The sequence below is a fragment of the Micromonospora sp. NPDC049151 genome, assembly GCF_040648395.1.
Classification (GTDB): Bacteria; Actinomycetota; Actinomycetes; order Mycobacteriales; family Micromonosporaceae; genus Micromonospora.
Genome location: NZ_JBEZDP010000038.1, coordinates 1 through 20952 on the forward strand (window position 1 = coordinate 1; position 20952 = coordinate 20952).

Consider the following 20952-nt stretch of genomic DNA (forward strand, 5'->3'; position numbering starts at 1 on the left):
TGCTGCACCCCGACCACCGCGGCGAGGATGACCAGCGCGATGCCCGGGCCGCTGTCGACCAGCGCCACCAGCACCGCCACCCCGCCGCGCGCGTGTCAGCGCAGGTACGGCCCGTCCGCGCCGATCTTGCCCGGCGCCGGGTTGCCGGGCAGGTTCAGCACGTAGACCCGGAGGTTGCCCTTGCCGCCGACCGCGGCGGTGAGCGTGCCGTCGGTGACCGTCTTCACGTCACCGGTGACCGCGTCCACGTACCGGCCGTTCGGCACCCCGCGGAAGGTGGCGCCGCCGGACACGGTGACCAGCGCGAAGCTGTCCACCGCGCCCTGGGTGAAGCGCCGCTTGTAGGCCATCGCGCCGCTCACGCCCTCGGTCGAGTACTGCCCCTTCTGCAAGGCCGGCACTGCCCGCCGGATCAGGTTGAGCCGTTGCACGTGCTTCACCAGCGGCTGGGCGAGCGTGGTGGCGACCGTCCCAGCGGCCGAGCCGACCACCCCGAAGTCGCTGGCCGTGACGGTGCCGGCCAGGTGGTCGCCGTAGTAGGCCCGGCCGGTCGTGTCGAGCGGGCAGCTCGGCCCGCAGTCGATCCGGGCGCCCTTGCGGAACTCGATCTCCGAGCCGTAGTAGAGCGTCGGGATGCCGCGGAACGTCCACATCAGGCTCATGTTCTCCGCCCAGGCGTCGGTGCCGCCGGTGTACCGGGTGGAGGACTTGTTCGGCCCGTAGTCGTGACTGTCGACGTAAACGACGTTGTACGTGGCGTCGTTGTAGCTGTCGTCGGAGTCCTTCCCGTTGCCGAACGCGTTGCCGGCGTCGGAGAAGTTCATGTGCATCCGCATGTCGATCACGTTCATGCCGGAGAACCGCGAGCGGTCCGGCGCGTGGTACGCGTTGCCGCGCAGGAACGCGTTGTCGGTGGTGGGCTGCCCGTTCGGGCCGATCAGCTGCTCGTGGTCGTACTGCTCGATCGCGGCGCGTACGTCGTCCGGGCTGTACTCCTTGCGCTCGGACCAGGTGAAGAACTGCGCGGAGTGGTTGACCGAGCCGCGGTTCCACTTGTCGTTGACGAACGCGGCGACCTCGCCGAAGACGTAGAAGTCCTTGCCCTTCTCGCCGAAGCGGGCGACCGCGTGCTCCTGGATGGCGGGCAGGAAGCGCCGGTTCCAGGTGACCCGGGGGATGTGCACGGCGGTGTCGATCCGGAAGCCGTCCACGCCCATGTCGATGAACCTGTTGTACGCGTCGATCAGGTACTGCTGCACGGCGGCGTTCTCGGTGTTGAAGTCGGCCAGGTCCTCGTGCAGCCAGCAGCTGCGCGAGTCCTCGCCCTCCCAGTTGCCGATCCAGCACTGGTGGTACTTGTCGGCGGGGAAGAGCTTGCTGGTCGGGACCGGCCACTGGCACTGGTAGAGCGTGTAGCCCTCGGGGCTGCGCCCGCCGGTCGGCGTACCCCAGTTCAGGCACTGGTTGCCGGCGGGCGCGGCGGACGACCACACGTCGCCGTTGTACGGCCGGCCCTTGGCCTTGGCGTTCTGCGCCGGGGTGAGCGCCGGGTCGTTCCCCGTCGCCTCGACCGTTGGGTCGTACTCCCGGCCGGCCTGCGGCTGGTCGTAGTACCACCTCCACTGGTCGTCGCGGGTGCCGTAGACGGTGGGCGTGAACAGGCCCTTCGCGCCCCACCGGGAGCTGTGGTTGTAGACCACGTCCTGGAAGATCTTGATGCCCTTGGCGTGCGCCGCGTTGATCAGGTCCTGGTAGGAGGCGCCGGCGCTCTCCAACCGCGGGTCCACCCGGTAGAAGTCCCAGCCGTGGTAACCGTGGTAGTCGTAGTCGGAGCGGTTGAGCACCACCGGGGTGATCCAGAGCGCCGAGAAGCCCAGCGCCTTGATGTAGTCGAGCTTGTCGACCAGGCCCTTGAAGTCGCCCCGGAACATCGGGTCGTCGTTCGCCGCGTTGCCGGAGGCGACGTGCTGGCTGCCGCCGCGGTTGTTCGCAGGATCACCGTCGGCGAACCGGGTGGTCATCACGAAGTAGATGGTGTCCTCGCGCGGGTCGCCGCCCAGCGGGACGCCGCCGGTCTGCGGGGCGCCGGTGGTCGCGGAGGCGGGCGCACTCGCCGCCGACCGGTTGCCGGCCGCGTCGAGGGCCCGCACGGTCCAGGTGTACGCGGTATCGGGCCGCAGGTCGTACGCGACGTGCCGGGTGGTGGTGCTGGTGACCGTGGTGCCGCCGGCTCCCCCGGTGCGGCTCACCTCGTACCCGGTGACGCCCCGGTCGTCGGTGGCGGCGGTCCAGGTCAGGGTGACCGCCAACCCGTCGGCGACGGCGGTGAGGCCACCGGGCGTGGACGGCGGCGTGGTGTCCGGGGTGGCGGGCGCGCACGGGTCCGCGGCGGCGGCGGTGACCCGGCCGTTGTCGACGACGCTGCGCCCCGCGCCCAGGGTGTAGTCCGCGCCGCCGTTGTTGTCCCAGGCCCCGGCGGTGTTGTTGAACGCGGCGGTCAGGCCGGTGGCCGTGCCGAGGTCGACGACCCGGCGGGCCCAGCCGGCGCAGCGCGTCTCCATGGCGACGCCCGGGGCGGTGCTCCAGGCGCCGCCGGTGAGCCGGTAGTGCAGGTTCGCGGCGGTCCAGCCGCGCGGCGTGAGGTGGTACCAGACCTCGGCGGTGTTTCCGGCGGCGCCGGACGGCGTCGGGCTCGGCGCGACCGTGGCGGACGGGCTCGGCGTCGGGGATGCGGTGCCGCACGGGTCGCCCGTGCCGACCCGGCCGCCGGCGACTGTCACGGTGCCGGTGCCGAGGCGGTAGTTGGCGCCGTTGTTGTTGTCCCAGACGCCGCTGCCGTTTGTGAACACGACCTGGAGGTCGGCGGCGCCGCCCAGGTCGACGACCTTGCGGCGCCAGCCGGCGCAGGCACCGTCCATGGGCACACCGGGCACCGGCGTCCAGCCCTGCCCGTCCACGCCGTAGTGGATGTTGACGGACGTGCCCCAGGCGGCCGGTGGCTGGTAGTAGACGGTGACGGTGTTCGCCGCCGCGGCGGCGGTGTACGGCAGCAGCGCGGCGAGCATGCCGGCGGCGAGCGCGAGCGCTCCCCAGCGGCGGCGGTTGGTGGTGGTGCCCCTCATGGCGCTCTCCTGACACCCACGCCCGCACGACGGGCGCAAGGGGATGAAGGCGTTGCAAGAACTTGCGACGCGTGGTGCCAGGAAGTTATCAGCTTCGATCACCCGAAACCAGAGGTTCACAGTAGACACGGGCGCAACGGATTGCACCGCCCGCAACGACTTGCTCCCGGCCGGCGACCGGCCGGGCCGGGAGCAAGGGCGCGCGCTCAGCCCTCGGCGGGCGGGCTGAAGATGCCGAACAGGTTGCCCGACGGGTCACGCAGCATGGCACGCACCAGGCCGGCCGGCGTGGTCACCGGCGCCGTCAGCACGGTGCCACCGGCCTTCTCCGCCCGGCGGCAGGTCTCCGCGACGTCGGCCACCTGGGCGTAGAAGGTCGCGTAGTTGCCGTCGTCGGTGCCCCGGATCGCGCCGCCGATCCCCCGCTCACCGCCGGCCGTCGTCTGCCGGTACGACCCACCCGGGCCGCCCCGCTCGAAGCTCCAGCCGAACATCTCGGCGTAGAACCGCTGCGCCTCGTCGGGGCGGTCAGAGCCGATCTCGAACCAGGTCACGGGCGTACTGGACATGCTTCCTCCTGGGATTCGCGCCGGCGGTCGGCCGACGTCGTCAGGATTCAGCCTGAGGCCGGGCCACGACAGCGTCCTGTCGGTGTTTCCACCGGATCGGACCTGTCGGTGTTTCCACCGGATCAGACCAGGGTGAGCGGGCGCACCCGGTCGACCGGCACATCGAGATCGCCGGGACGCCACTCCCGGGTCACCGGCTCGGCCAGCGGACGCACCGACACGATCCGGTCGGTGCGGAAGCAGCGCACGCCGTCACGCAGCCGGCACCAGGCGACGAGGTACCAGTGCACGGAGTTGCCCAGGTAGGCCAGCGGCTCCACGTCGCGCAGCGAATCCGTGCCGCCGCGGTCGGCGTACCGCAGGCGCAGCACCCGCCCGGCGGGGACCGCGTCGGCGACGGCGGCCGGGACGGGCGTGCCCGGCCCGTCGCCGACCAGGTGGACCCGGCCGGCGAGCCGGTGCGCCTCGGCCACCGCGGCGGGCGGCATCACCGCGACCAGCTTGCGCAGCGCGGCCCCGGCCGCCGGGGCGAACGGGGAACCACCGAGCCGGTGCAACGCGACAGCCATCGCCACCGCCTCGGCCGCTGTCAGGTTGACCGGCGGGAGCGTGCGCGCCCGGTCGACCACGTAGCCGCCGGTGCGGCCCGGCTCGGCCCAGATCGGCACCCCGGCGCCCTGCAACGCGGAGATGTCGCGCTCGACGGTGCGGGTGCTCACCTCGAAGCGGCGGGCCAGCCAGCTCGCGCTACGCGGGCGCGGCGAGACCGCCCGCAGCTCCTCGACCAGGGCGTAGAGGCGGTCGGTACGGTTCACCCCCGGACGCTAACCCGGGGGTACGACACCGCTCAGGCGATGCAGGCGCAGACGATCAGCGCGGCGCCGAAGTGGGTGGCGGCGCTGACCCGGGCCGCCGGGTGCGGCTCGTCGGCGGCGATGACGTCGCCCAGCCGGCCGGGGGTGAGCAGGTCCAGCACCAGGAACGCGAGCGCCATCACCAGCAGGCCGATCAGCCCGAAGACCACTGTGGACGCGATCCCCTTGGTGAACGAGCTGTAGCTGGTCAGGATGGCGGTGAAGACGATGCCGGCGATGCCGAGCTGGTTGGCGGCGAGCAGCAGCGCGGCGTTGCCGTTGCGGCGTACCCAGATCAGCTCCCGCAGCTTGCCCGGGGTGAGCAGGTCGACGAGCAGGAACCCGGCCGCCATCAGGGCGACCCCGACGATCCCGAACACGATGCTCTGCCACGCCCCATCGAGCAGATCTCCCAGCACCAACGCCTCCCCGGCTCACGCCGCCCGGCGGGGGTGCCGGTGCGGTGCCGCAGACGATAGCGGCACCGCGCCACAACGATCTAGAGCGAGAGGTAGCGCTGCCGCTCGTACGGGGTGACCTCGCGCCGGTACTGCTCCCACTCGGAGCGCTTGTTGCGCAGGAAGAAGTCGAACACGTGCTCGCCGAGCACCTCGGCCACCAGCTCGGACTCGGCCATCACGTCGATCGCCTCGGACAGGTTCTCCGGCAGCGTCTCGTAGCCCATGGCCCGGCGCTCGGCGCCGCTCAGCGACCAGACGTCGTCCTCGGCGCCGGGGGGCAGCTCGTAGCCCTCCTCGATGCCCTTGAGGCCGGCGCCGAGCATGACCGCGAACGCGAGGTAGGGGTTGGTCGCGGAGTCCAGCGAGCGGACCTCGACCCGGGCCGAGTTCGGCTTGCCGTACGCGGGCACCCGCACCAGCGCGGACCGGTTCAGGTGACCCCAGCAGACGTACGCGGGGCTCTCGGTGATCCGGTCCGGCAGCGCCTGCGGGAACAGCCGCTTGTACGAGTTGACCCACTGGTTGGTGACCGCCGTGTACTCCCGGGCGTGGGTGAGCAGCCCGGCGATGAACGACTTCGCCACCTTCGACAGCTTCATCGGGTCGCCGGCGTCGTGGAACGCGTTGCGCTCCCCCTCGAACAGCGACAGGTGCGTGTGCATGCCGCTGCCCGGCTGGTCGGTGAACGGCTTCGGCATGAAGCTGGCCTGCACGCCGGTGGAGAGCGCGACCTCCTTCACCACGTGCCGGAACGTCATGATGTTGTCGGCGGTGGTGAGCGCGTCGGCGTAGCGCAGGTCGATCTCCTGCTGGCCGGGGGCGACCTCGTGGTGGCTGTACTCCACCGAGATGCCGATGCGCTCCAGCGCCAGCACGGCCTGGCGGCGGAAGTCCCGCGCGACGGCGTGCGTGGTGTGCTCGAAGTAGCCGCCGGTGTCCACCGGGATCGGCACCGAGCCGTCCTGCGGACCGTTCTCCAGCAGGAAGAACTCGATCTCGGGGTGGGTGTAGAAGGTGAAGCCCTTGTCGGCCGCCCGGGACAGCATCCGGCGCAGCACGTGCCGCGGGTCGGCCCAGGACGGGCTGCCGTCGGGCAGCATGATGTCGCAGAACATCCGGGCGCTCTCGCCGCTGACGCCGCCCTCGAACGGGAAGACCTGGAACGTGGTCGGGTCCGGCATGGCGACCATGTCCGACTCGAAGACCCGGGCGAAACCCTCGATCGCTGAACCGTCGAAGCCGATGCCCTCCTCGAAGGCGGCTTCCAGCTCCGCCGGGGCCACCGAGACGCTCTTGAGCGTGCCGAGCACATCGGTGAACCACAGCCGGACGAAACGGATGTCCCGCTCTTCCAGCGTGCGGAGGACGAACTCCTGCTGACGGTCCACTTCCACCCCTCGTGACACTTACGTCCGCACCGGTCGGGCCGGCCCGGCCTGACCGCCCAGTCTCCACCGGGCTCGTTACGCCGACGTTACGCCCTCCCCCGGCCGGCCGTCCCGCCGTGTCCGGTCGGCCGGGACACGCGCGGCGCCGCCCCGGTCTCCCGCGACCTGTCGGATTCGGCCCGGAGGGCTGGGGGAAGATGGAGACATGCCCACCCTGCGTCTCGCCCTGTGCCAGGTCAACCCGACGGTAGGCGACCTCGCCGGCAACGCCGGCCTGGTCCGCACGTGGACCCGCCGGGCCGCCGACGCCGGTGCCCAGCTCGTCCTGTTCCCCGAGCTGATGCTCACCGGTTACCCGGTCGAGGACCTGGTGTTCCGCCGTTCGTTCGTGGCCGCGTCCCGGGCCGCGCTGCACCGGCTCGCCGCCGATCTGGCCGCCGACGGTCTCGGTGACCTGCCGGTGGTGGTCGGCTATCTGGACGCGGACGGGCCCCCGCAGGTCAGCTCCGACGCCGAGCCGGGCCGGGGCGCCCGCAACGCGGCGGCGGTGCTGCACCGGGGCGAGGTGGTCGCCACCTACTTCAAGCACCACCTGCCCAACTACGGCGTCTTCGACGAGGACCGCTACTTCGTCCCCGGCGACACGCTCACCGTGGTGCGCGTCGGCGGCGTGGACGTGGCGCTGACCATCTGCGAGGACCTGTGGCAGGCCGGCGGCCCGTTCGCGGTCGCCCGGAAGGCGGGCGTCGGGCTGGTGCTGAGCATCAACGGCTCGCCGTACGAGCTGAACAAGGACGACGTACGGCTGCCGCTGGTCGGCCGGCGTGCCGCCGAGGCCGGGGCCGCCGTCGCGTACGTGAACATGGTCGGCGGCCAGGACGAGCTGGTCTACGACGGCGACTCGATGATCGTCGCCGCGGACGGCACGCTGCTGACCCGGGCGCCGCAGTTCGTCGAACACCTGCTGGTGCACGACCTGGAACTGCCGGCGGCGGCCGGCACGCCCGGCGGGACCGGTCCGCTGACCGACGGGATGCGCGTGGCCCGGCACGAGATCCCCACGATCCCGGCCGCGCCGTCCGGCCCGGCGGCGGACGGCGGCATCATCGAGCCGGTCGCCGACGAGGCCGAGGTGTGGCACGCGCTGGTGCTGGGCCTGCGCGACTACATCGACAAGAACCGCTTCCCCTCGGTGGTGCTCGGCCTGTCCGGCGGCATCGACTCGGCGGTGGCGGCCGCGATCGCCGTGGACGCGGTCGGCCCGGAGCGGGTCGTCGGCGTCTCGATGCCCAGCCAGCACTCCTCCGAGCACTCCCGCACCGACGCCGAGGACCTGGCGAAGCGCACCGGCCTGGACTACCGGGTCGAGCCGATCCAGCCGATGGTGGACACGTTCCTGGCGAACATGTCGCTGTCCGGGGTGGCGGTGGAGAACCTCCAGGCCCGGGTACGCGGCGTGATCCTCATGGCGCTGTCGAACCAGGAGGGCCACCTGGTGCTCACCACCGGCAACAAGAGCGAGCTGGCGGTGGGCTACTCGACGCTGTACGGCGACTCGGTGGGCGGCTACAACCCGGTCAAGGACGTCTGGAAGACGCTGGTGTGGCGGCTGGCGAAGTGGCGCAACGCGGACGCGGCCCGGCGCGGGCAGACCCCGCCGATCCCGGAGAACTCGATCGGCAAGCCGCCGTCGGCCGAGCTGAGCCCCGGCCAGCTCGACAGCGACACGCTGCCCGACTACGACGTGCTCGACCCGATCCTGATCGGCTATGTCGACGGCGACCTGGGCCGCGACGGCCTGGTCGAGTCCGGCCACGACCCGGCGGTGGTGGACAAGGTGCTGCGGATGGTGGATACCGCCGAGTACAAGCGGCGGCAGTCCGCGCCCGGCACCAAGATCTCCATGAAGGCGTTCGGGCGGGACCGGCGGCTGCCGATCACCAACCGGTGGCGCGAGGACGGCTGACCGCTGCCCGGCCGGGGAGTGACATCCTCCACTGCGACCTGCCCGCGGCCCGCCGCCCGGTGCGACGATCGCGGGGAACCCGGGGACCGCGTGCGCGGCCTCGAGGAAGGAGATTGTCATGGTGGAGTCCACCCCGGCCGAGGTGACCGCCCTCTACGGCGGGCCGGCCACCCGGCGGGTACGCACCCGCGACCTGATCGCCGCCAAAGAGCGCGGCGAGCGGTGGGCGATGCTCACCTCGTACGACCAGTACACGGCCTCGATCTTCGACCAGGCGGGGATCCCGGTGCTGCTGGTCGGCGACTCGGCGGCGAACAACGTCTTCGGCTACGAGACCACGCTGCCGGTGACCGCCGAGGAGCTGTTGCCGCTGGTGCGCGCCGTGGTGCGGGCCACGAAGCACTCGCTGATCGTCGGCGACCTGCCGTTCGGCTCGTACGAGGAGGGCCCGGCGCAGGCGCTGCGCACCGCCGTGCGGTTCATGAAGGAGGGCGGCTGCCACGCGGTGAAGCTGGAGGGCGGGCGGCGCTGCGCCGCCCAGATCGAGGCCATCACCGGCGCGGGCATCCCGGTGATGGCGCACATCGGCTTCACCCCGCAGAGCGAGCACACGCTCGGCGGCTACCGGGTGCAGGGCCGGGGCGAGGCGGCCGAGGAGGTGCTCGCCGACGCGCGCGCGGTGGCCGAGGCGGGCGCGTTCGCGGTGGTGCTGGAGATGGTGCCGGGCGAGGTGGCCAAGCGGGTCACCGCCGAGCTGCCCATCCCCACCGTCGGCATCGGGGCCGGGCCCGACACCGACGGGCAGGTGCTGGTCTGGCAGGACATGGCCGGGTTGCGGACCGGCCGGGCGCCGCGCTTCGTGAAGCGCTACGCCGACCTGGCCGGCGCGCTCACCGACGCCACCCGCCGGTTCGCCGACGAGGTACGCGGCGGGGAGTTCCCGGCGGCCGAGCACACGTTCTGAGGGTGTAAGGAAGGGCCCCTTCTTAACGCCTCGCGTAGAGGAGGGGCCCCTTCTTAACACGCGCCATCGGCGCGCCGAACGCGCCGCCCGTCCACGCGACGGCGTGGGCGGCGACGGCGCGGCACGTCAGAGGTCGGTTACCCGGATGCCGGCGTGCGCCTTGTAGCGCTTGTTGATCGCGATCAGGTTGGCGGTGAACGCCTCGATCTGGTGGGCGTTGCGCAGCCGCCCGGCGTAGATGCCCCGCATGCCGGGGATCCGCGCGGCCAGCGCGCCGACCACGCCCACGAGTTCCCGGTCCTCGGTGCAGATCAGCACGTCCAGGTCGATCCGGTCGATCTCCGGGTCGGCCAGCAGCGGCGCGCTGACGTGGTTGAACGCGGCGCAGACCCGGGACTCGGGCAGCAGCGCGGCGGCCTGCTGCACGGCGCTGCCCTCGGCGACGGTGAGCGCGTACGGGCCCTGCTTGTCGAAGCCGAGCGGGTTGACGCAGTCCACCACGATCTTGCCGGCCAGCGGCTCGGCGAGCGCGGCGACGGTGGCGGCGTGCCCGTCCCACGGCACCGCGACGATCACCACGTCGCTGCGCCGGGCGACGTCCTCGTTGTCGCCGCCGGACACGACGGCGCCCTCCGGTACGCCGGGCAGGGCGGCGATCTCGGCGGCGGCCTGGGTGGCCCGCTCGGCGGTGCGGGAGCCGATCAGCACCGTCTGCCCGGCCCGGGCGAACCGGTAGGCGAGCCCCCGTCCCTGGTCGCCGGTGCCACCGATGATGCCGACGGTCAGCCCGGAGACGTCGGGCAGCGTGGTCGCGTCGTAAGCCATGGGCTCATCCTCGCAAAGCGCGGCGGCGTGCGGTGCATCCCGTCGCTGTGACAATCGCCGCGCTGGTCACGCCCGTTCGAAGGCGACCCGGCGCTGGGCCGGATCGGCGGCGGTGAGGCGTACCCGGACGCGTTCGCCGAGCGGCAGCTCGCCGGTGCAGCGGGCGCGCACCGGCGGCTCGTCCAGTGCGATCGTGCCGCCGGGCTGACGGCCGGGGCGTCCGTTGCCCGCCGGGCGCGGTTCGTCCACGTCGAGCACCGCCGCCTCGAACGTCTCCCCCACCCGGTGCGCGAGCAGCACCGCCTCGGCCAGTTCCACGGCGCCCCGGGTGGCGGCTCCAGCGGTCCGGTCGGTCGCGGCCATCACCTCGGGCAGCTTCGGCAGCGCCGCCCGGACCTGCTCGGGCACCTCGCGGCCCTCGTGCAGCGCCAGGCAGACCTCGGTGGCGTAGCGGTCGGCCAGGCGGCGCAGCGGCGCCGTGACGTGCGCGTACGCGGCGGCCACCCCGCCGTGCCCGGGCTGCTCGGGCAGCTCACCGTCGAAGGCGGTGTACGCCGCGCCGCGCATCAGCTCGGCGGCCTGGTCGACGAAGGCGGCGACCCGGGGCTGGGAGGTGTCCAGCCCGTCGAGCACCTGACCCACGGGGGTGCCGTCCGGCCAGGGCACGCCGAGCGGTCCGGCGGCCAGCCGCAGCCGCTCGACCGCCTCCGGGCGCGGGCCGGGCATGGTGCGCAGCAGCCCGATCCGGCCGGCCAGCATGATGTCGGCGGCGGCCATCCCGGTCAGCAGCGAGATCTGGGCGTTGTGCTCCTCCATCGGGCCGGGGCCGCGCAGCACCAGCCGCCACCCGTCGCCGTCGGGCTCGACGTCCTGCTCCGGCAGCGGCAGGTTGATCGCGCCCCGGCTCAGGCCCCGGGCGGTGAGCAGCGCACCGATCTCGGGCAGCAGGGCGATCGGCTCGGGCAGCCGGCCGGCGTCGGCGTCGCGCTGCACGCCGCCGTAGTCGAGCTTGGCCCGGCTGCGCACCAGCGCCCGCTCCAGGGTGACCGCGACGGTGCCGCCGTCGGCGTCCAGGTCGACGGTCCAGAGCACGGCGGCCCGGTCGGCGTCGGGCAGCAGGCTGGCCGCACCCTCGCTGAGCGTGTGCGGGTGCAGCGGCACGTTGCCGTCAGGCAGGTAGACCGTCTGACCCCGGCGCCACGTCTCGGCCTCCAGGTCACCACCGAGGCGTACGTGCGTCAGGACGTCGGCTATCGCGTACCGGACGCGGTAGCCGCCGCCGGGACGGCGGGTGAGGTGCATGGCCTGGTCGAGGTCGCGCGAGGTCGCCGGGTCGACGGTGACGAACGGGACGTCGGTCCGGTCGGCGACTGCCGGGGGCGGCGCGGCGGCGGCCGTGTCGGCCTCGCGCTGCGCCGCGGCCGGGAAGCTCTCGGGCAGTCCCAGCTCGCGGCGCAGCGCGCCGAAGTCGATACGGGGCGCCAGTACGCGTCGGATCACCACGCCGTCAATCCTGACAGCGCCCCGCTCGTTCCGCCCTCCGGGGCGAGCGCCGTGTCCGCCCGGCGCCGCGCGGGAGGGCGGCGGGGGTCAGGCGCGGCGGGCCGGCGCCTTCCGGGCGATGCTCTTGGCGGCGGTGGTCTTGCGGGCGGGCGCCTTCTTCGCGGCGGTGGTCTTCTTCGCCGTGGTGGTGGTCTTGCGCGCGGTGGTGGTCTTGCGCGCGGGCGCCTTCTTGGCCGCCGCCTTGCGCGCCGTGGGGCGGGTCGAGGCCGTGGTCTTCTTCGCCGGGGCCTTCTTCGCCGCTGTGGTCTTCTTGGCGGCGGTGGTCTTCTTCGCCGCCGCGGTGACCTTCCGCGCTCCGGTCGCCTTCGTCGCCGCCGCCGTCTTCTTCGCGGTCGTCGTCTTGCGGGCCGGCGCCTTCTTCGCGGTGGTGCTCTTGCGCGCGGTAACCGTCGACTTCGCCGCCGTGCTCTTGCGGGCGGCGGTGGTCTTCTTCGCCGCCGTGGTCTTCTTCGCTGTCGTCTTCTTGGCGGTGGCCTTCTTGGCGGGCGCGCTCTTGGCGGTGGCCCGGCCGGCCGGCGCCGTCCGGGTGCCTGCCTTCTTCGCGGTGGTCTTCTTGGCGGTCGTCCTGGTGGTGGCCTTCGTGGCCGGGGCCCTGCGGACCGCCGACACGACCTTCTTGGCGGCCGCCTTCTTCGCCACCGCCTTCTTCGCCGGCGTCCGTCCGGCGCCGGCACCCGAGGCGTTCGGCGACGCCTTGGTGACCGTGGTCGACCTGCCCGCGGTGGTCCTCTTCGCGGTCGTCCGTTTCGCGGCCGGGCGGGTGGCCTGCTGTGCTTCGGCCATCTCGGTTCCCTTTCCTGGGGACGTGCTCTCGCCCTCGCGGAGCACGGATCACCTCGACGCGGGCCCTCCCGCGCCGTCTAGCGGCCCTCCCCGGCCCAACGGGCGTCCTCGGCGTCCCACGCGTCGTTCCGCTCCCGCACCGTCTGCAGGGCGTTGTCCGCGTCGGCGGCTGAGGCGTACGGTCCGAGAACATGCCGTGCGGGGCACACGTCGGCATCGGTCTCGACCCGGTGGTGTCGCGTGCACCAGTAGTAGTGCCCACCACTTCCGTCGTCGCTCATGCGATCACTGTGCACCGCGAACCGCCCGTCCGCCACCGGAACGGCGCAAATAGTCACTCTTCTCCACATTAGACCTGGTCGGGGGGTTGCGACGGGGAACGGCGGAAGACCGGCGCGAGCCCTGTCCTCGTCCGAACGGCCGGTACCGGCACCGGTGCGAACCGGACAGGATCAGCGCTCGTGATCATCAAGACGACGGGCACGGGGGCCTGTCCGCGATGCGGCGCGACGCCGGTGTCGCTGGACGGGGCGTTGCCGTGGTGCGCCGGATGCGACTGGAACCTCGACACCTATGACGCGGGCCGCCAGGCGCCGGAGTTCGGCTGGTCGTGGATCGACCGGCGGACCCACCGGCTCGCCGCACGGCTGACCCGTCAGCAGTACGCCGCACTGGCCGGCCGGCCGCTGGAGTCGACCGGGCGCGGGCTCACCGGCGTCCTCGTCGCCGGCATCTCGGTGCTCCTCCTGCTCGGCGTGGCCGGACTCGCGGTGGCCGGGGTGTGGCTGCTGTTCGCGTACCCCTTCCCGAACCTCGCCGTGGTCGGCGGCGTGGCGCTGATCGCGCTGGCGGTGGCGCTGCGCCCGCGTTTCGGCCGGGTCGACCCGGACCTGGACGTGCTCACCGAACGGGACGCGCCGGAGCTGCACGCGCTGGTCCGGGAGGTGGCGTCGGCGGTGGGCGCGCCGGTGCCGCACGTGATCGGCGTCGACGGCGGCATCAACGCGTACGCGACAGCGGTGGGGCTGCGGCGGCGGCGCGTACTCGGCCTCGGTCTGCCGCTGTGGGGCGCGCTGGACGGCCCGTCGCGGGTCGCGCTGCTCGGCCACGAGCTGGGCCACTTCGTCAACGGCGACGTACGCCGCGGGCCGGTGACCCAGCCGGCGCTGACCATGCTCGGCAACGCCGCCGACCTGTTCCGGCCGCGGGGCGGGTCCGACGGCGGCGGGCTGCTGGTGATGGTCGGCGAGTGGCTCGGGCACCTCGCCTCCTGGACGCTGTCCCGGCTGCTGTTCGCCGGGCACGTGGTGCTCGTCGCCACCGCGCTGCGCGACAGTCAGCGGGCCGAGTACCTGGCCGACGAGATGGCCGCCCGCGCCGGCGGCACGGCGGGCGCGACCCGGCTGCTGGACACGACGCTGCGGACCGACTCGGTGGCCACAGCGGTGCGCAACGCGGTACGCGGCGGCCACGGGCCGGACACCTGGCGGGTGGAGACGGGGCGCGCGCTGGACGCGGCGGCCGAGCGGCTGTCGCTGGAACGCCAGCTCACCGTCCGGGAGGAAACCTCGCTGTTCGCCACCCACCCGCCGAACGGCCTGCGGCACCGAATGCTCGGCGCGCGGCAGTGGCAGGATCCGGCCGTGACGCTCACCGAGGAGCGGGCCGCGCGGATCGACGCCGAGCTGGCGCGGCACTACGAGCGGGCGGGCCGGGCGCTGAGCTGGAGCGCCTGACCGCTCAGGCGAGGACCGGGACGGGCGCCGGACCGGCCACGGCGGCCGGCGCCGGCCGGGCCGCCGTGATCGCGTACGCCACGGCGTAGGGCGTGCAGGCCAGGTAAAAGATCGGCTCGACGAGCACCCGGTCGGTGATGAGGAACCGTTCCCACCCGGTCGGCCGGGGCAGCCCGAACGAGGAGTCGGTCCAGCAGGTGAACAGCCAGAGCGGCGCAGAGATCCGGTCCACCGAGTCCGGCGGCAGGCCGTCCGCCACCGGTGCGCCGGCCGGGATCGAGGTGACCACCGCGAGCACCACCGCCGCGTCCGCCGCCACCAGCGCGCCGGCCAGCCCGAGCAGCCACGCGAGGCGGAGCCGGCCCCGTCGCGCCAGCGCCCCGGCGGCCCAGAGCGCCGCCGTCAGCAGGCCCAGCCAGAGCAGCAGCCCTGGTGCTCTCTCCCAGACCCGGCTCTCGCCTCGGGCGGCGAGCAGCGCCGACGTGACGGTCACCGTCGCGGCGATCGGCAGCACCACGCCGAGCGCGGTGGGCAGCGCCCCCACGCGTACGGTCCGGCGGGCGGCCCGGGCGACGACGAGCGCGAACGCCACGCCGAGCAGCGCGGTGAGCCCGGACCAGGCCGGCAGTTGCGCGGCGGCGCGCATCTCCAGCCACCCGTGCGCCAGGGCCATCACCGCGGCCGCGACCGCGAGGACCGCGAGGCAGGCCGGCGGCGCGAACAGCAACACCCCTGCGGTACGCCCCAGCCGCCGCGACCCGGCCCGGCCGGTCAGTGGCGTGGCCGACCGGGCGGCCGCGAGGCTCCCGGCGAACCGGAGCATTCCCCACCGCCGGCTGGTCCGGGCCAGCTCGTGCAGCTCGGCGTCCCATTCCCGGGCCAGGTCGGCGCGTAGCTCCACCGGCCAGCGGCGCGCCGCGACGCGCAACAGCAGCATCGCCACCCGCCGGGTCACCACGCCGGCGCCCCGGCCAGGTCCGCGCCACCGGCACGTTCGGCGGGTACGAGGGCACGCAGCTCGGCCAGCGCCAGCCGGGCGGACCGGACGCCCTCGCCGGTGAGGCGGTAGTAGCGGCGGGCCGGGCGGCCGGCGGCGACCGGGTCGACGTCCTCCCAGTCGGCGGCAAGCCAGCCGGCCGCCTGGAGGCGGTGCAGCACCGGGTAGAGCGTCCCGCTGGGCAGGCCGGTGAGCCGCATCAGGTCGAGCCCGTAACGCGGCCCCTCGGGCTCGGAGAGCAGCGCCGAGAGCACCTTCACCACCGGGATGGTCAGTCGCACAGCGGTACTCTATCGGAACTCTACATAGGGCGGGTGCACCCCGAGGTAGCAGGACGAACGGTGATCGACAATGAGACGGTGTGTCCCCTTCGGCGGGACCGGTGGCCGGTCCGGCGGGGCCCGCTCAGGTGGATCACCGGTGGCCCTGGTGCACCGCACGACTCCATATGCGAGCCTCGACGGACGAATCCGCTGTCGCGCTTCCGGCGACAGCGGCCCGAGTTGGGGAGAGAAATCGTGGGCAACCTTGACATCGCGCTGAAGAACGCGATGAACATCGACGGCGCGATCGGTGCCGCGCTCGTCGACTACACCAGTGGCATGACCCTCGGCGTCGCCGGTGGCACCGGCGAGATCGACCTGACCGTCGCCGCCGCCGGCAACACCGACGTCGTACGCGCCAAGCTGCGCACCATCGAGATGCTCAAGCTCGACGACGAGATCGAGGACATCCTGATCACGCTCGGCAGCCAGTACCACCTGATCCGCCCGCTGAGCAACCGCACCGGCAAGGGCCTGTTCCTCTACCTGATGGTGAGCAAGAGCCGGGCCAACCTCGCGATGGCGCGGCACCAACTGCGCACGATCGAGGAGAGCCTGGAACTGTGAGCCGGGTGGACGACCTCCCCCGCCGTTCGCGCGCCCAGGCCGGCACGCTGCCGCCACCACGCGCGCTGCCGCCCTCGCTGGCCGGCAACCCGGCGCTGCCGTACCCGGCCATCGGCCAGGAACTGTCCGCGCTGCGGTTGCAGATCCCCGGCGTGCACGGCTGCGTCCTCGGCGGCGTCGACGGCCTGCTCGTCACGCACAACCTGCAGAACGGCGCCGACCCGGACGACCTGGCCGCGCTCGCCGCCACCATGTACGGCCTCGGCCGCCAGGTCGGGTTCCGGCTCGGACAGGGCGACTTCCAGCAGTCCACGGTGCGCAACGCGGGCGGCTACCTCAGCGTGTACGCGATCAACGAGCAGGCGCTGCTCGCCGTGATCGGCACCGACAGCATCAACGTGGCGCGGCTGCACCTGCACGCCCCGGCCACCGCGGCCCGGCTCGCCGAGATGCTCGACGGCGTCAGCCCGGCCACGTCCTGACGTACGCCGGTCGTCCCGGTCCCACCCGTCCGGACCGAGGCGGCCGGCGTACCCCTGGATCCTGCCGCTCGTGTGACGCGGCGGGCGGTCAGAGGCCGAAGCGGCCGGCCCACGCGGTCACGTCGGCCACTGTGGCGTTGCCGCCGCAGACCACCAGGCCCAGCCGGACGTCGCCGCCCACCCGCTCGACCACCCGGCGGGCGGCGGGCAGCAGGCACCCGGCGGCCGGTTCGGCCCACACCTTGGCGTGCTCGGCCAGCTCCAGCGTGCCCCGCACCGCCTCGGCGTCGGAGACCACGAGGACGTCACTGACCAGCGCCGTCACGTGGTCATAGGTGAGCTGCGAGACGCTCGGCGCGCTGAGCGTGGTGACGATCGACGACAGCGGCACCTCGACCGGGCCGCCCTTGGCAAGCGCCTGCGACATCGCCTGCGCGCCCTCGGTCTCCACGCCCCAGACGCGCACCCCCGGCCGCCGCGCCCGCAGCGCCGCCGCCACACCCGAGATCAGCGCGCCCCCGCCGATGCTGACCAGCACGTCGGTCAGCTCACCGGCGTCGTCGGCCAACTCCAGCCCGACAGTGCCCTGCCCGGCCAGCACGATCGGGTCGTCGAACGGGTGCAGCAACGTCATGCCCTCGTCCCGGAGCCGGTTCATCAGCGCGAACGCGCCGGCCATGTCCTCGGTCAGCCGCACGTCGGCCCCGGCCGCGCGGGCAATCTCGACCGCGCGGGCGGGCGCGCTGCGGGGCATCACCACGGTCGCCGCCACCCTGAGCGCGCCGGCCATCACCGCGACCGCGATGCCGTGGTTGCCGCCGCTGACGGCCACCACCCCGGCCGCCCGCTCGGCGTCGTCGAGCGTGAGCAGCTTCGCCGCCGCGCCCCGGGCCTTGAACGATCCGGTACGTTGCAGCAGCTCCAGCTTGGCGATGACCGGTACGCCGAGCAGATCGGACAGTCCCGGGCTGGGCAGGGTCGGGGTGTGCACCACCACGTCGGCGATCCGGTGCGCGGCCGCCTCGATGTCCGCAAGCTCGATCACCGCCGCAGCGTCCCACACGCCGTCCCCGCATCCCCAAGCCGTCCGACCGCCCGCGCCCGGCACCCGTCGCAGGCCCTGCACCGTCGCCGCGTCTCCCGTGCCGGCCCTCGACTACCGGTCAGAACTGCCCTCTGTAGCGCAGGACGACGTCACCCAGGCGCGCGGTGGGCTCCCTGCCGCAGTCGTAGGAAATGGCGTTCGGCGCGAGCGGGACCCCCGTATTGACGCCGAGCTCGGCTCCGATGCGACCAAGACCCCGCTGGGCTTCCTCAGCGGGCGCCTCCAGGAATTCCTGACAGGTCGAGTCCTCCGTTATCTCACCCGAGTCAGTGAATTGCCGGACACCGAGGAACATGGCGAGCCCCAGCAAGCAGGCCACGACGATTCCGCCACCGATGATGACGGCTTTCGAATTCGTGGCGCTGTGTGAGTTCGAGGCGTAGTCGTCTACGTAGGTATCGCCGTACACCAGGCCGCTGACGAAACTGGAGTCTTCACCGTCCTCGACGGAACTGTCGGCCTGGTCTCCCTCGGCCAGCCTGCCCTCCTGCACGATCGACAGCGCCCTGGCCTCGTCGATCAGCTCCTTCAGGTTGGCCCCGAAATCAGGATCGTCTCTGGCCAGGAAACCGATGGCGGCTGCCAGATCGCCCTGCTTCCGGGTGCTCCGCGGGGCAACCTCCCAGTTCTCGTAGATCTCGCTGCTATCCACATCCACCAGTTGAGAATGAACTCGCGCACGCAATTTCTCAGCCGCTGCCTGAAGTCCGGCGCTCGCGGTGCCGCCCAACGCCGCGACCAGGACACCGACAGCCGCTTCACCAGGTTCCTCGTCCATGACGTTCGAGTGTCAGCCACTTTCCGCAGGTGCGGACCAACCGATCGGACGCGCTCCAGGTCGGGAATCCGACAAGGCTCTGATCAGACGTCGCCTGCCGGCCATCTCGCGGTTCACCACAATCGGGTCGTCACGCGGACGGGTCCCACGCCGCGAGCTGATCGAAGATGCGACTGTCGCCCTCGAACTCCAGCGAATCCAGCGGTATGCGGCCGTAGAAGAACAGCACCAGGTCACTCGCCGTGCCCCGGGCGGAGGCGTCGGCCGTTTCGGGACCCTCTCCGGTAGCGGGCGTGAGCCGGGCGACCTGTGCGCCGTCGCGGGAGAGACGAAGCCGCCAGGAGCGACCCTCGACGGCGTGGTACTCGACGACGGCGGGGGCATGCGGCCAGGCGACAGTGGTCGCGCAGAGGGTGAACTGGCAGTCGTCGAAACCGTCGAGGGCGACCTCTTCCGGTAACGGCTGCGGGGCACCCAGAGTGAGCTGGGCATCATAGGTGTGCACCGCGATCTCGGGGACCTGCCGCCGCGCCCAGGCACCAGAGGTCTGCGGTGAGGGCGAGTCGTCCCACCACGTCCAACAACTGCGGTCCGGGCCGGCCTCACGCAGCACGCTCGTCAGTTGTTCGATGGACTCGGTCCACCAGGCCAGCAGCGCCTCACGTTCCCGAGGCGCACCCGTGCCGTCGTCCCAGGCCGACGTCTCCGGGGGTGCGTCCGCGGGCCCCGCGGCGACGATGGCGGCGGACTTGCGACGCGCCAAGCCCACGTGTTGCACGAGATCGAACAGCGTCCGGCCGGGGTGGGTCGGAACCCGCATGTCGAGACCGGGTGCCGCGGCGACCGCAGCACGGAAGGCGGCAGAGCGTTCGCTGATCAGCCGCAGGTGATCGGCGAACGTGAGAGTTTGATCCACGCGGCTTTCTATCACCGGTCTCCGACGATCTGGAAGCGAGTTTCGCAGCCGATCGCGACGGGCCGGAGACGCTCAACGCTCGCTCGAGCCTGAGCGCAGCGGCAGCCGGCCGAGGGTGTGCTCGACGCGTGCAACGGTGACTGGGCTGGGACGCGATCGACACTGGGCCGAGGGGCACCGACGCCGACGATCCACAAGGGCTACCAGCCTCCCTTGACGGCTACGACTGCCCGACGAGGAGGTCCGCTCTCATCGATCAAGAAACCGCATGATGTCGTCGCGAAGCAGTCGGTCCGGGTCGCGAGGTCGAAGATCAGGATTGGAGAACGGCGGGGAGGCCAGTAGCTCCGCCAGCACTGATGCCAGCCGTTTCCGTTCCCCTCGCAGGTTCAGCCATGCTGAGTCGGGAAGCCGCAGCACCATGGAGAGCAGGTCGCCCGGGTAGTAGTCGCCTTCCGCCGTGGGGTCGCGGAGCAGTACTTGTACCGCGAGAGGCAGCAGCGCCGGCACGCCAATCTCCTGCCCAAGCATCATCCGCAGGTCTTCGACCGTGAACTCAGCCAGCGGCTTGCGTCGCAGCTCGGTGCAACGTCTAACGAGAGACGTAGCGTCGGGAGCGGGATCCGGCCACGCGCGCCGTTCAAGCTGCTCGATCGTCGTCACGGCGCTCAGGGTAGTCCACGCTCAACGCGCCAGAAGCCGGATGGGCTGCGACAGCACCGACAGTCCGCATCCAGTCCGCAAGAGGTCGCCGGATGGTTCAGAGGGACTGGTGAGAGATGCCGAGGTGTTTCAGCTGATAGACGGCCAGGTGTCGAGGTCGACGGGTCGTCCATTTTGATCTCAAGCCGAAGCCGCGGATTACACCGAATCCGGGGTCCGCTGAGCCAACACTCAGGCCGCCTCAGGCCCTCCCAGGCCGTGGCCAGGCCGTCAAACGCCACCCAACGATGATCAAGGCCAACCAACAGCACCAGATAAACGACCAGCTCAGAGCCTTGATCGAGGCTCTGAGCTGGTGGGCGACGGACGAGTCGACCTGTACGCCGGATTGTGAAGGTTGCACATGCCCTGAGCAGGCGTTTCGTTCCTCTGATGCCCGCTCAGGGCGTCGCCAGGGCGTCAGGGCTGCGCGGGGCGGACCCGACCCGGTCACTTTGACGGTCAGTCGTCGAACTCGAAACCGCTCGCCTCGGCGTCCCTGATCAGCCGCCGCATGCGTTCGCCGTCGGTGGCAACCGCAGTCATCCGCGCTTCCAGCTCTTCCAGTACCCCTCGGTCTGGGCCGTAGGCGCAGAACGTTCCGCCCTCGGAGGCGTAGACGAATCGGCCATCGAGCGACTGAGCCTCAGTGCTGACGAGAACCTGCGCCACGCCCTCCCAGAAGTACCCGTTGGGCTCGTGATCGAGTTCTTCGACCAGGTCATCCACCGGCGTCGTCCCCGCGTTCAGTAGCAGCGAATACTCACCGGGGGTTGCCTCGATGATGAATAGCAAGGTCATCGGGAAAGCCTGGCAGCCGTCAGGAGCCGGCGACAAGATCTTGGCGGTCG

General features: G+C 72.3%; 21 protein-coding genes. 5 read left to right on the forward strand and 16 right to left on the reverse strand.

Translation table 11 applies throughout. The features are described from left to right. Positions 1 to 95 precede the first annotated feature (95 nt). The 5 genes from AB0B20_RS27830 to glnA form a co-directional block, all read right to left on the reverse strand. Entirely contained in the window at positions 96 to 3122 is a 3027-nt protein-coding gene (locus AB0B20_RS27830; RefSeq protein ID WP_357474734.1) for a carbohydrate binding domain-containing protein, read from the reverse strand. A gap of 206 nt (positions 3123 to 3328) precedes the next feature. Further along, the gene (locus AB0B20_RS27835) at positions 3329 to 3691 is read right to left on the reverse strand and encodes a VOC family protein (RefSeq protein WP_357380524.1); all 363 of its coding nucleotides are present in this window, start codon (positions 3689 to 3691) and stop codon (positions 3329 to 3331) included. A gap of 122 nt (positions 3692 to 3813) precedes the next feature. After that, a complete protein-coding gene (locus tag AB0B20_RS27840) occupies positions 3814 to 4506 on the reverse strand; it encodes a WYL domain-containing protein (protein WP_357380522.1) in 693 nt (230 codons plus the stop codon). A gap of 32 nt (positions 4507 to 4538) precedes the next feature. Continuing rightward, positions 4539 to 4964: a DUF350 domain-containing protein gene (locus AB0B20_RS27845; RefSeq protein WP_357380520.1), complete on the reverse strand. Its 426-nt coding sequence runs from the start codon at positions 4962 to 4964 to the stop codon at positions 4539 to 4541. An 80-nt stretch (positions 4965 to 5044) separates the two neighbouring features. Further along, positions 5045 to 6394, reverse strand: coding sequence for a type I glutamate--ammonia ligase (gene glnA / locus AB0B20_RS27850; protein ID WP_357380518.1), 1350 nt, complete (start codon positions 6392 to 6394; stop codon positions 5045 to 5047). A gap of 205 nt (positions 6395 to 6599) precedes the next feature. Between glnA and AB0B20_RS27855 the strand changes: the two genes are divergently transcribed. Together AB0B20_RS27855 and panB are read left to right on the forward strand one after the other, a co-directional pair. Then, positions 6600 to 8360: an NAD+ synthase gene (locus AB0B20_RS27855; protein WP_357474737.1), complete on the forward strand. Its 1761-nt coding sequence runs from the start codon at positions 6600 to 6602 to the stop codon at positions 8358 to 8360. A gap of 118 nt (positions 8361 to 8478) precedes the next feature. Continuing rightward, entirely contained in the window at positions 8479 to 9324 is an 846-nt protein-coding gene (gene panB / locus AB0B20_RS27860; RefSeq protein WP_047891539.1) for a 3-methyl-2-oxobutanoate hydroxymethyltransferase, read from the forward strand. 126 nt (positions 9325 to 9450) lie between these two features. On the opposite strand, the gene npdG is transcribed toward panB, so the two are convergent. From npdG to AB0B20_RS27880, 4 genes are all read right to left on the reverse strand, one after another. Beyond that, positions 9451 to 10149 (reverse strand): NADPH-dependent F420 reductase, encoded by a 699-nt coding sequence (gene npdG, locus AB0B20_RS27865; RefSeq protein ID WP_355015308.1) that lies wholly within the window; start codon positions 10147 to 10149, stop codon positions 9451 to 9453. A gap of 66 nt (positions 10150 to 10215) precedes the next feature. Beyond that, positions 10216 to 11652 (reverse strand): RNB domain-containing ribonuclease, encoded by a 1437-nt coding sequence (locus tag AB0B20_RS27870; protein WP_357474740.1) that lies wholly within the window; start codon positions 11650 to 11652, stop codon positions 10216 to 10218. A gap of 87 nt (positions 11653 to 11739) precedes the next feature. Beyond that, positions 11740 to 12495, reverse strand: coding sequence for a histone (locus AB0B20_RS27875; protein ID WP_357474743.1), 756 nt, complete (start codon positions 12493 to 12495; stop codon positions 11740 to 11742). A 77-nt stretch (positions 12496 to 12572) separates the two neighbouring features. Then, positions 12573 to 12776, reverse strand: coding sequence for a hypothetical protein (locus tag AB0B20_RS27880; RefSeq protein ID WP_018787041.1), 204 nt, complete (start codon positions 12774 to 12776; stop codon positions 12573 to 12575). A gap of 180 nt (positions 12777 to 12956) precedes the next feature. Here AB0B20_RS27880 and AB0B20_RS27885 point away from each other — a divergent pair, with 180 nt between their 5' ends. Beyond that, on the forward strand, positions 12957 to 14231 hold the full coding sequence (locus tag AB0B20_RS27885) for a M48 family metallopeptidase (protein ID WP_357474746.1): 1275 nt from the start codon (positions 12957 to 12959) through the stop codon (positions 14229 to 14231). 4 nt (positions 14232 to 14235) lie between these two features. On the opposite strand, the gene AB0B20_RS27890 is transcribed toward AB0B20_RS27885, so the two are convergent. After that, on the reverse strand, positions 14236 to 15189 hold the full coding sequence (locus AB0B20_RS27890; RefSeq protein WP_357474749.1) for a hypothetical protein: 954 nt from the start codon (positions 15187 to 15189) through the stop codon (positions 14236 to 14238). Beyond that, entirely contained in the window at positions 15183 to 15509 is a 327-nt protein-coding gene (locus AB0B20_RS27895) for a PadR family transcriptional regulator (protein ID WP_357474752.1), read from the reverse strand. The genes AB0B20_RS27890 and AB0B20_RS27895 overlap by 7 nt, the downstream gene beginning before the upstream one ends. Before the next feature lie 237 nt (positions 15510 to 15746). On the opposite strand from AB0B20_RS27895, the gene AB0B20_RS27900 reads away from it, so the two are divergent. Together AB0B20_RS27900 and AB0B20_RS27905 are read left to right on the forward strand one after the other, a co-directional pair. After that, on the forward strand, positions 15747 to 16118 hold the full coding sequence (locus tag AB0B20_RS27900) for a hypothetical protein (RefSeq protein WP_013287772.1): 372 nt from the start codon (positions 15747 to 15749) through the stop codon (positions 16116 to 16118). Next, positions 16115 to 16600 carry a roadblock/LC7 domain-containing protein gene (locus AB0B20_RS27905; protein ID WP_357474755.1) on the forward strand — a complete coding sequence of 162 codons (486 nt, stop codon included), beginning with the start codon at positions 16115 to 16117 and terminating at the stop codon, positions 16598 to 16600. The genes AB0B20_RS27900 and AB0B20_RS27905 overlap by 4 nt, the downstream gene beginning before the upstream one ends. An 88-nt stretch (positions 16601 to 16688) precedes the next feature. On the opposite strand, the gene AB0B20_RS27910 is transcribed toward AB0B20_RS27905, so the two are convergent. The 5 genes from AB0B20_RS27910 to AB0B20_RS27930 form a co-directional block, all read right to left on the reverse strand. Further along, a complete protein-coding gene (locus AB0B20_RS27910; RefSeq protein ID WP_357474758.1) occupies positions 16689 to 17645 on the reverse strand; it encodes a threonine/serine dehydratase in 957 nt (318 codons plus the stop codon). 118 nt (positions 17646 to 17763) lie between these two features. Next, entirely contained in the window at positions 17764 to 18483 is a 720-nt protein-coding gene (locus AB0B20_RS27915) for a hypothetical protein (protein ID WP_357474761.1), read from the reverse strand. A 130-nt stretch (positions 18484 to 18613) separates the two neighbouring features. Next, positions 18614 to 19414, reverse strand: a complete 801-nt coding sequence (locus AB0B20_RS27920; protein WP_357474764.1) for a maleylpyruvate isomerase family mycothiol-dependent enzyme — start codon at positions 19412 to 19414, stop codon at positions 18614 to 18616. Positions 19415 to 19648: 234 nt separating this feature from the next. After that, complete coding sequence (locus AB0B20_RS27925; RefSeq protein ID WP_357474767.1) at positions 19649 to 20062, reverse strand: contact-dependent growth inhibition system immunity protein; 414 nt, start codon at positions 20060 to 20062, stop codon at positions 19649 to 19651. 501 nt (positions 20063 to 20563) lie between these two features. Then, the gene (locus AB0B20_RS27930) at positions 20564 to 20902 is read right to left on the reverse strand and encodes an Imm51 family immunity protein (RefSeq protein ID WP_357474770.1); all 339 of its coding nucleotides are present in this window, start codon (positions 20900 to 20902) and stop codon (positions 20564 to 20566) included. Positions 20903 to 20952: the final 50 nt, after the last annotated feature.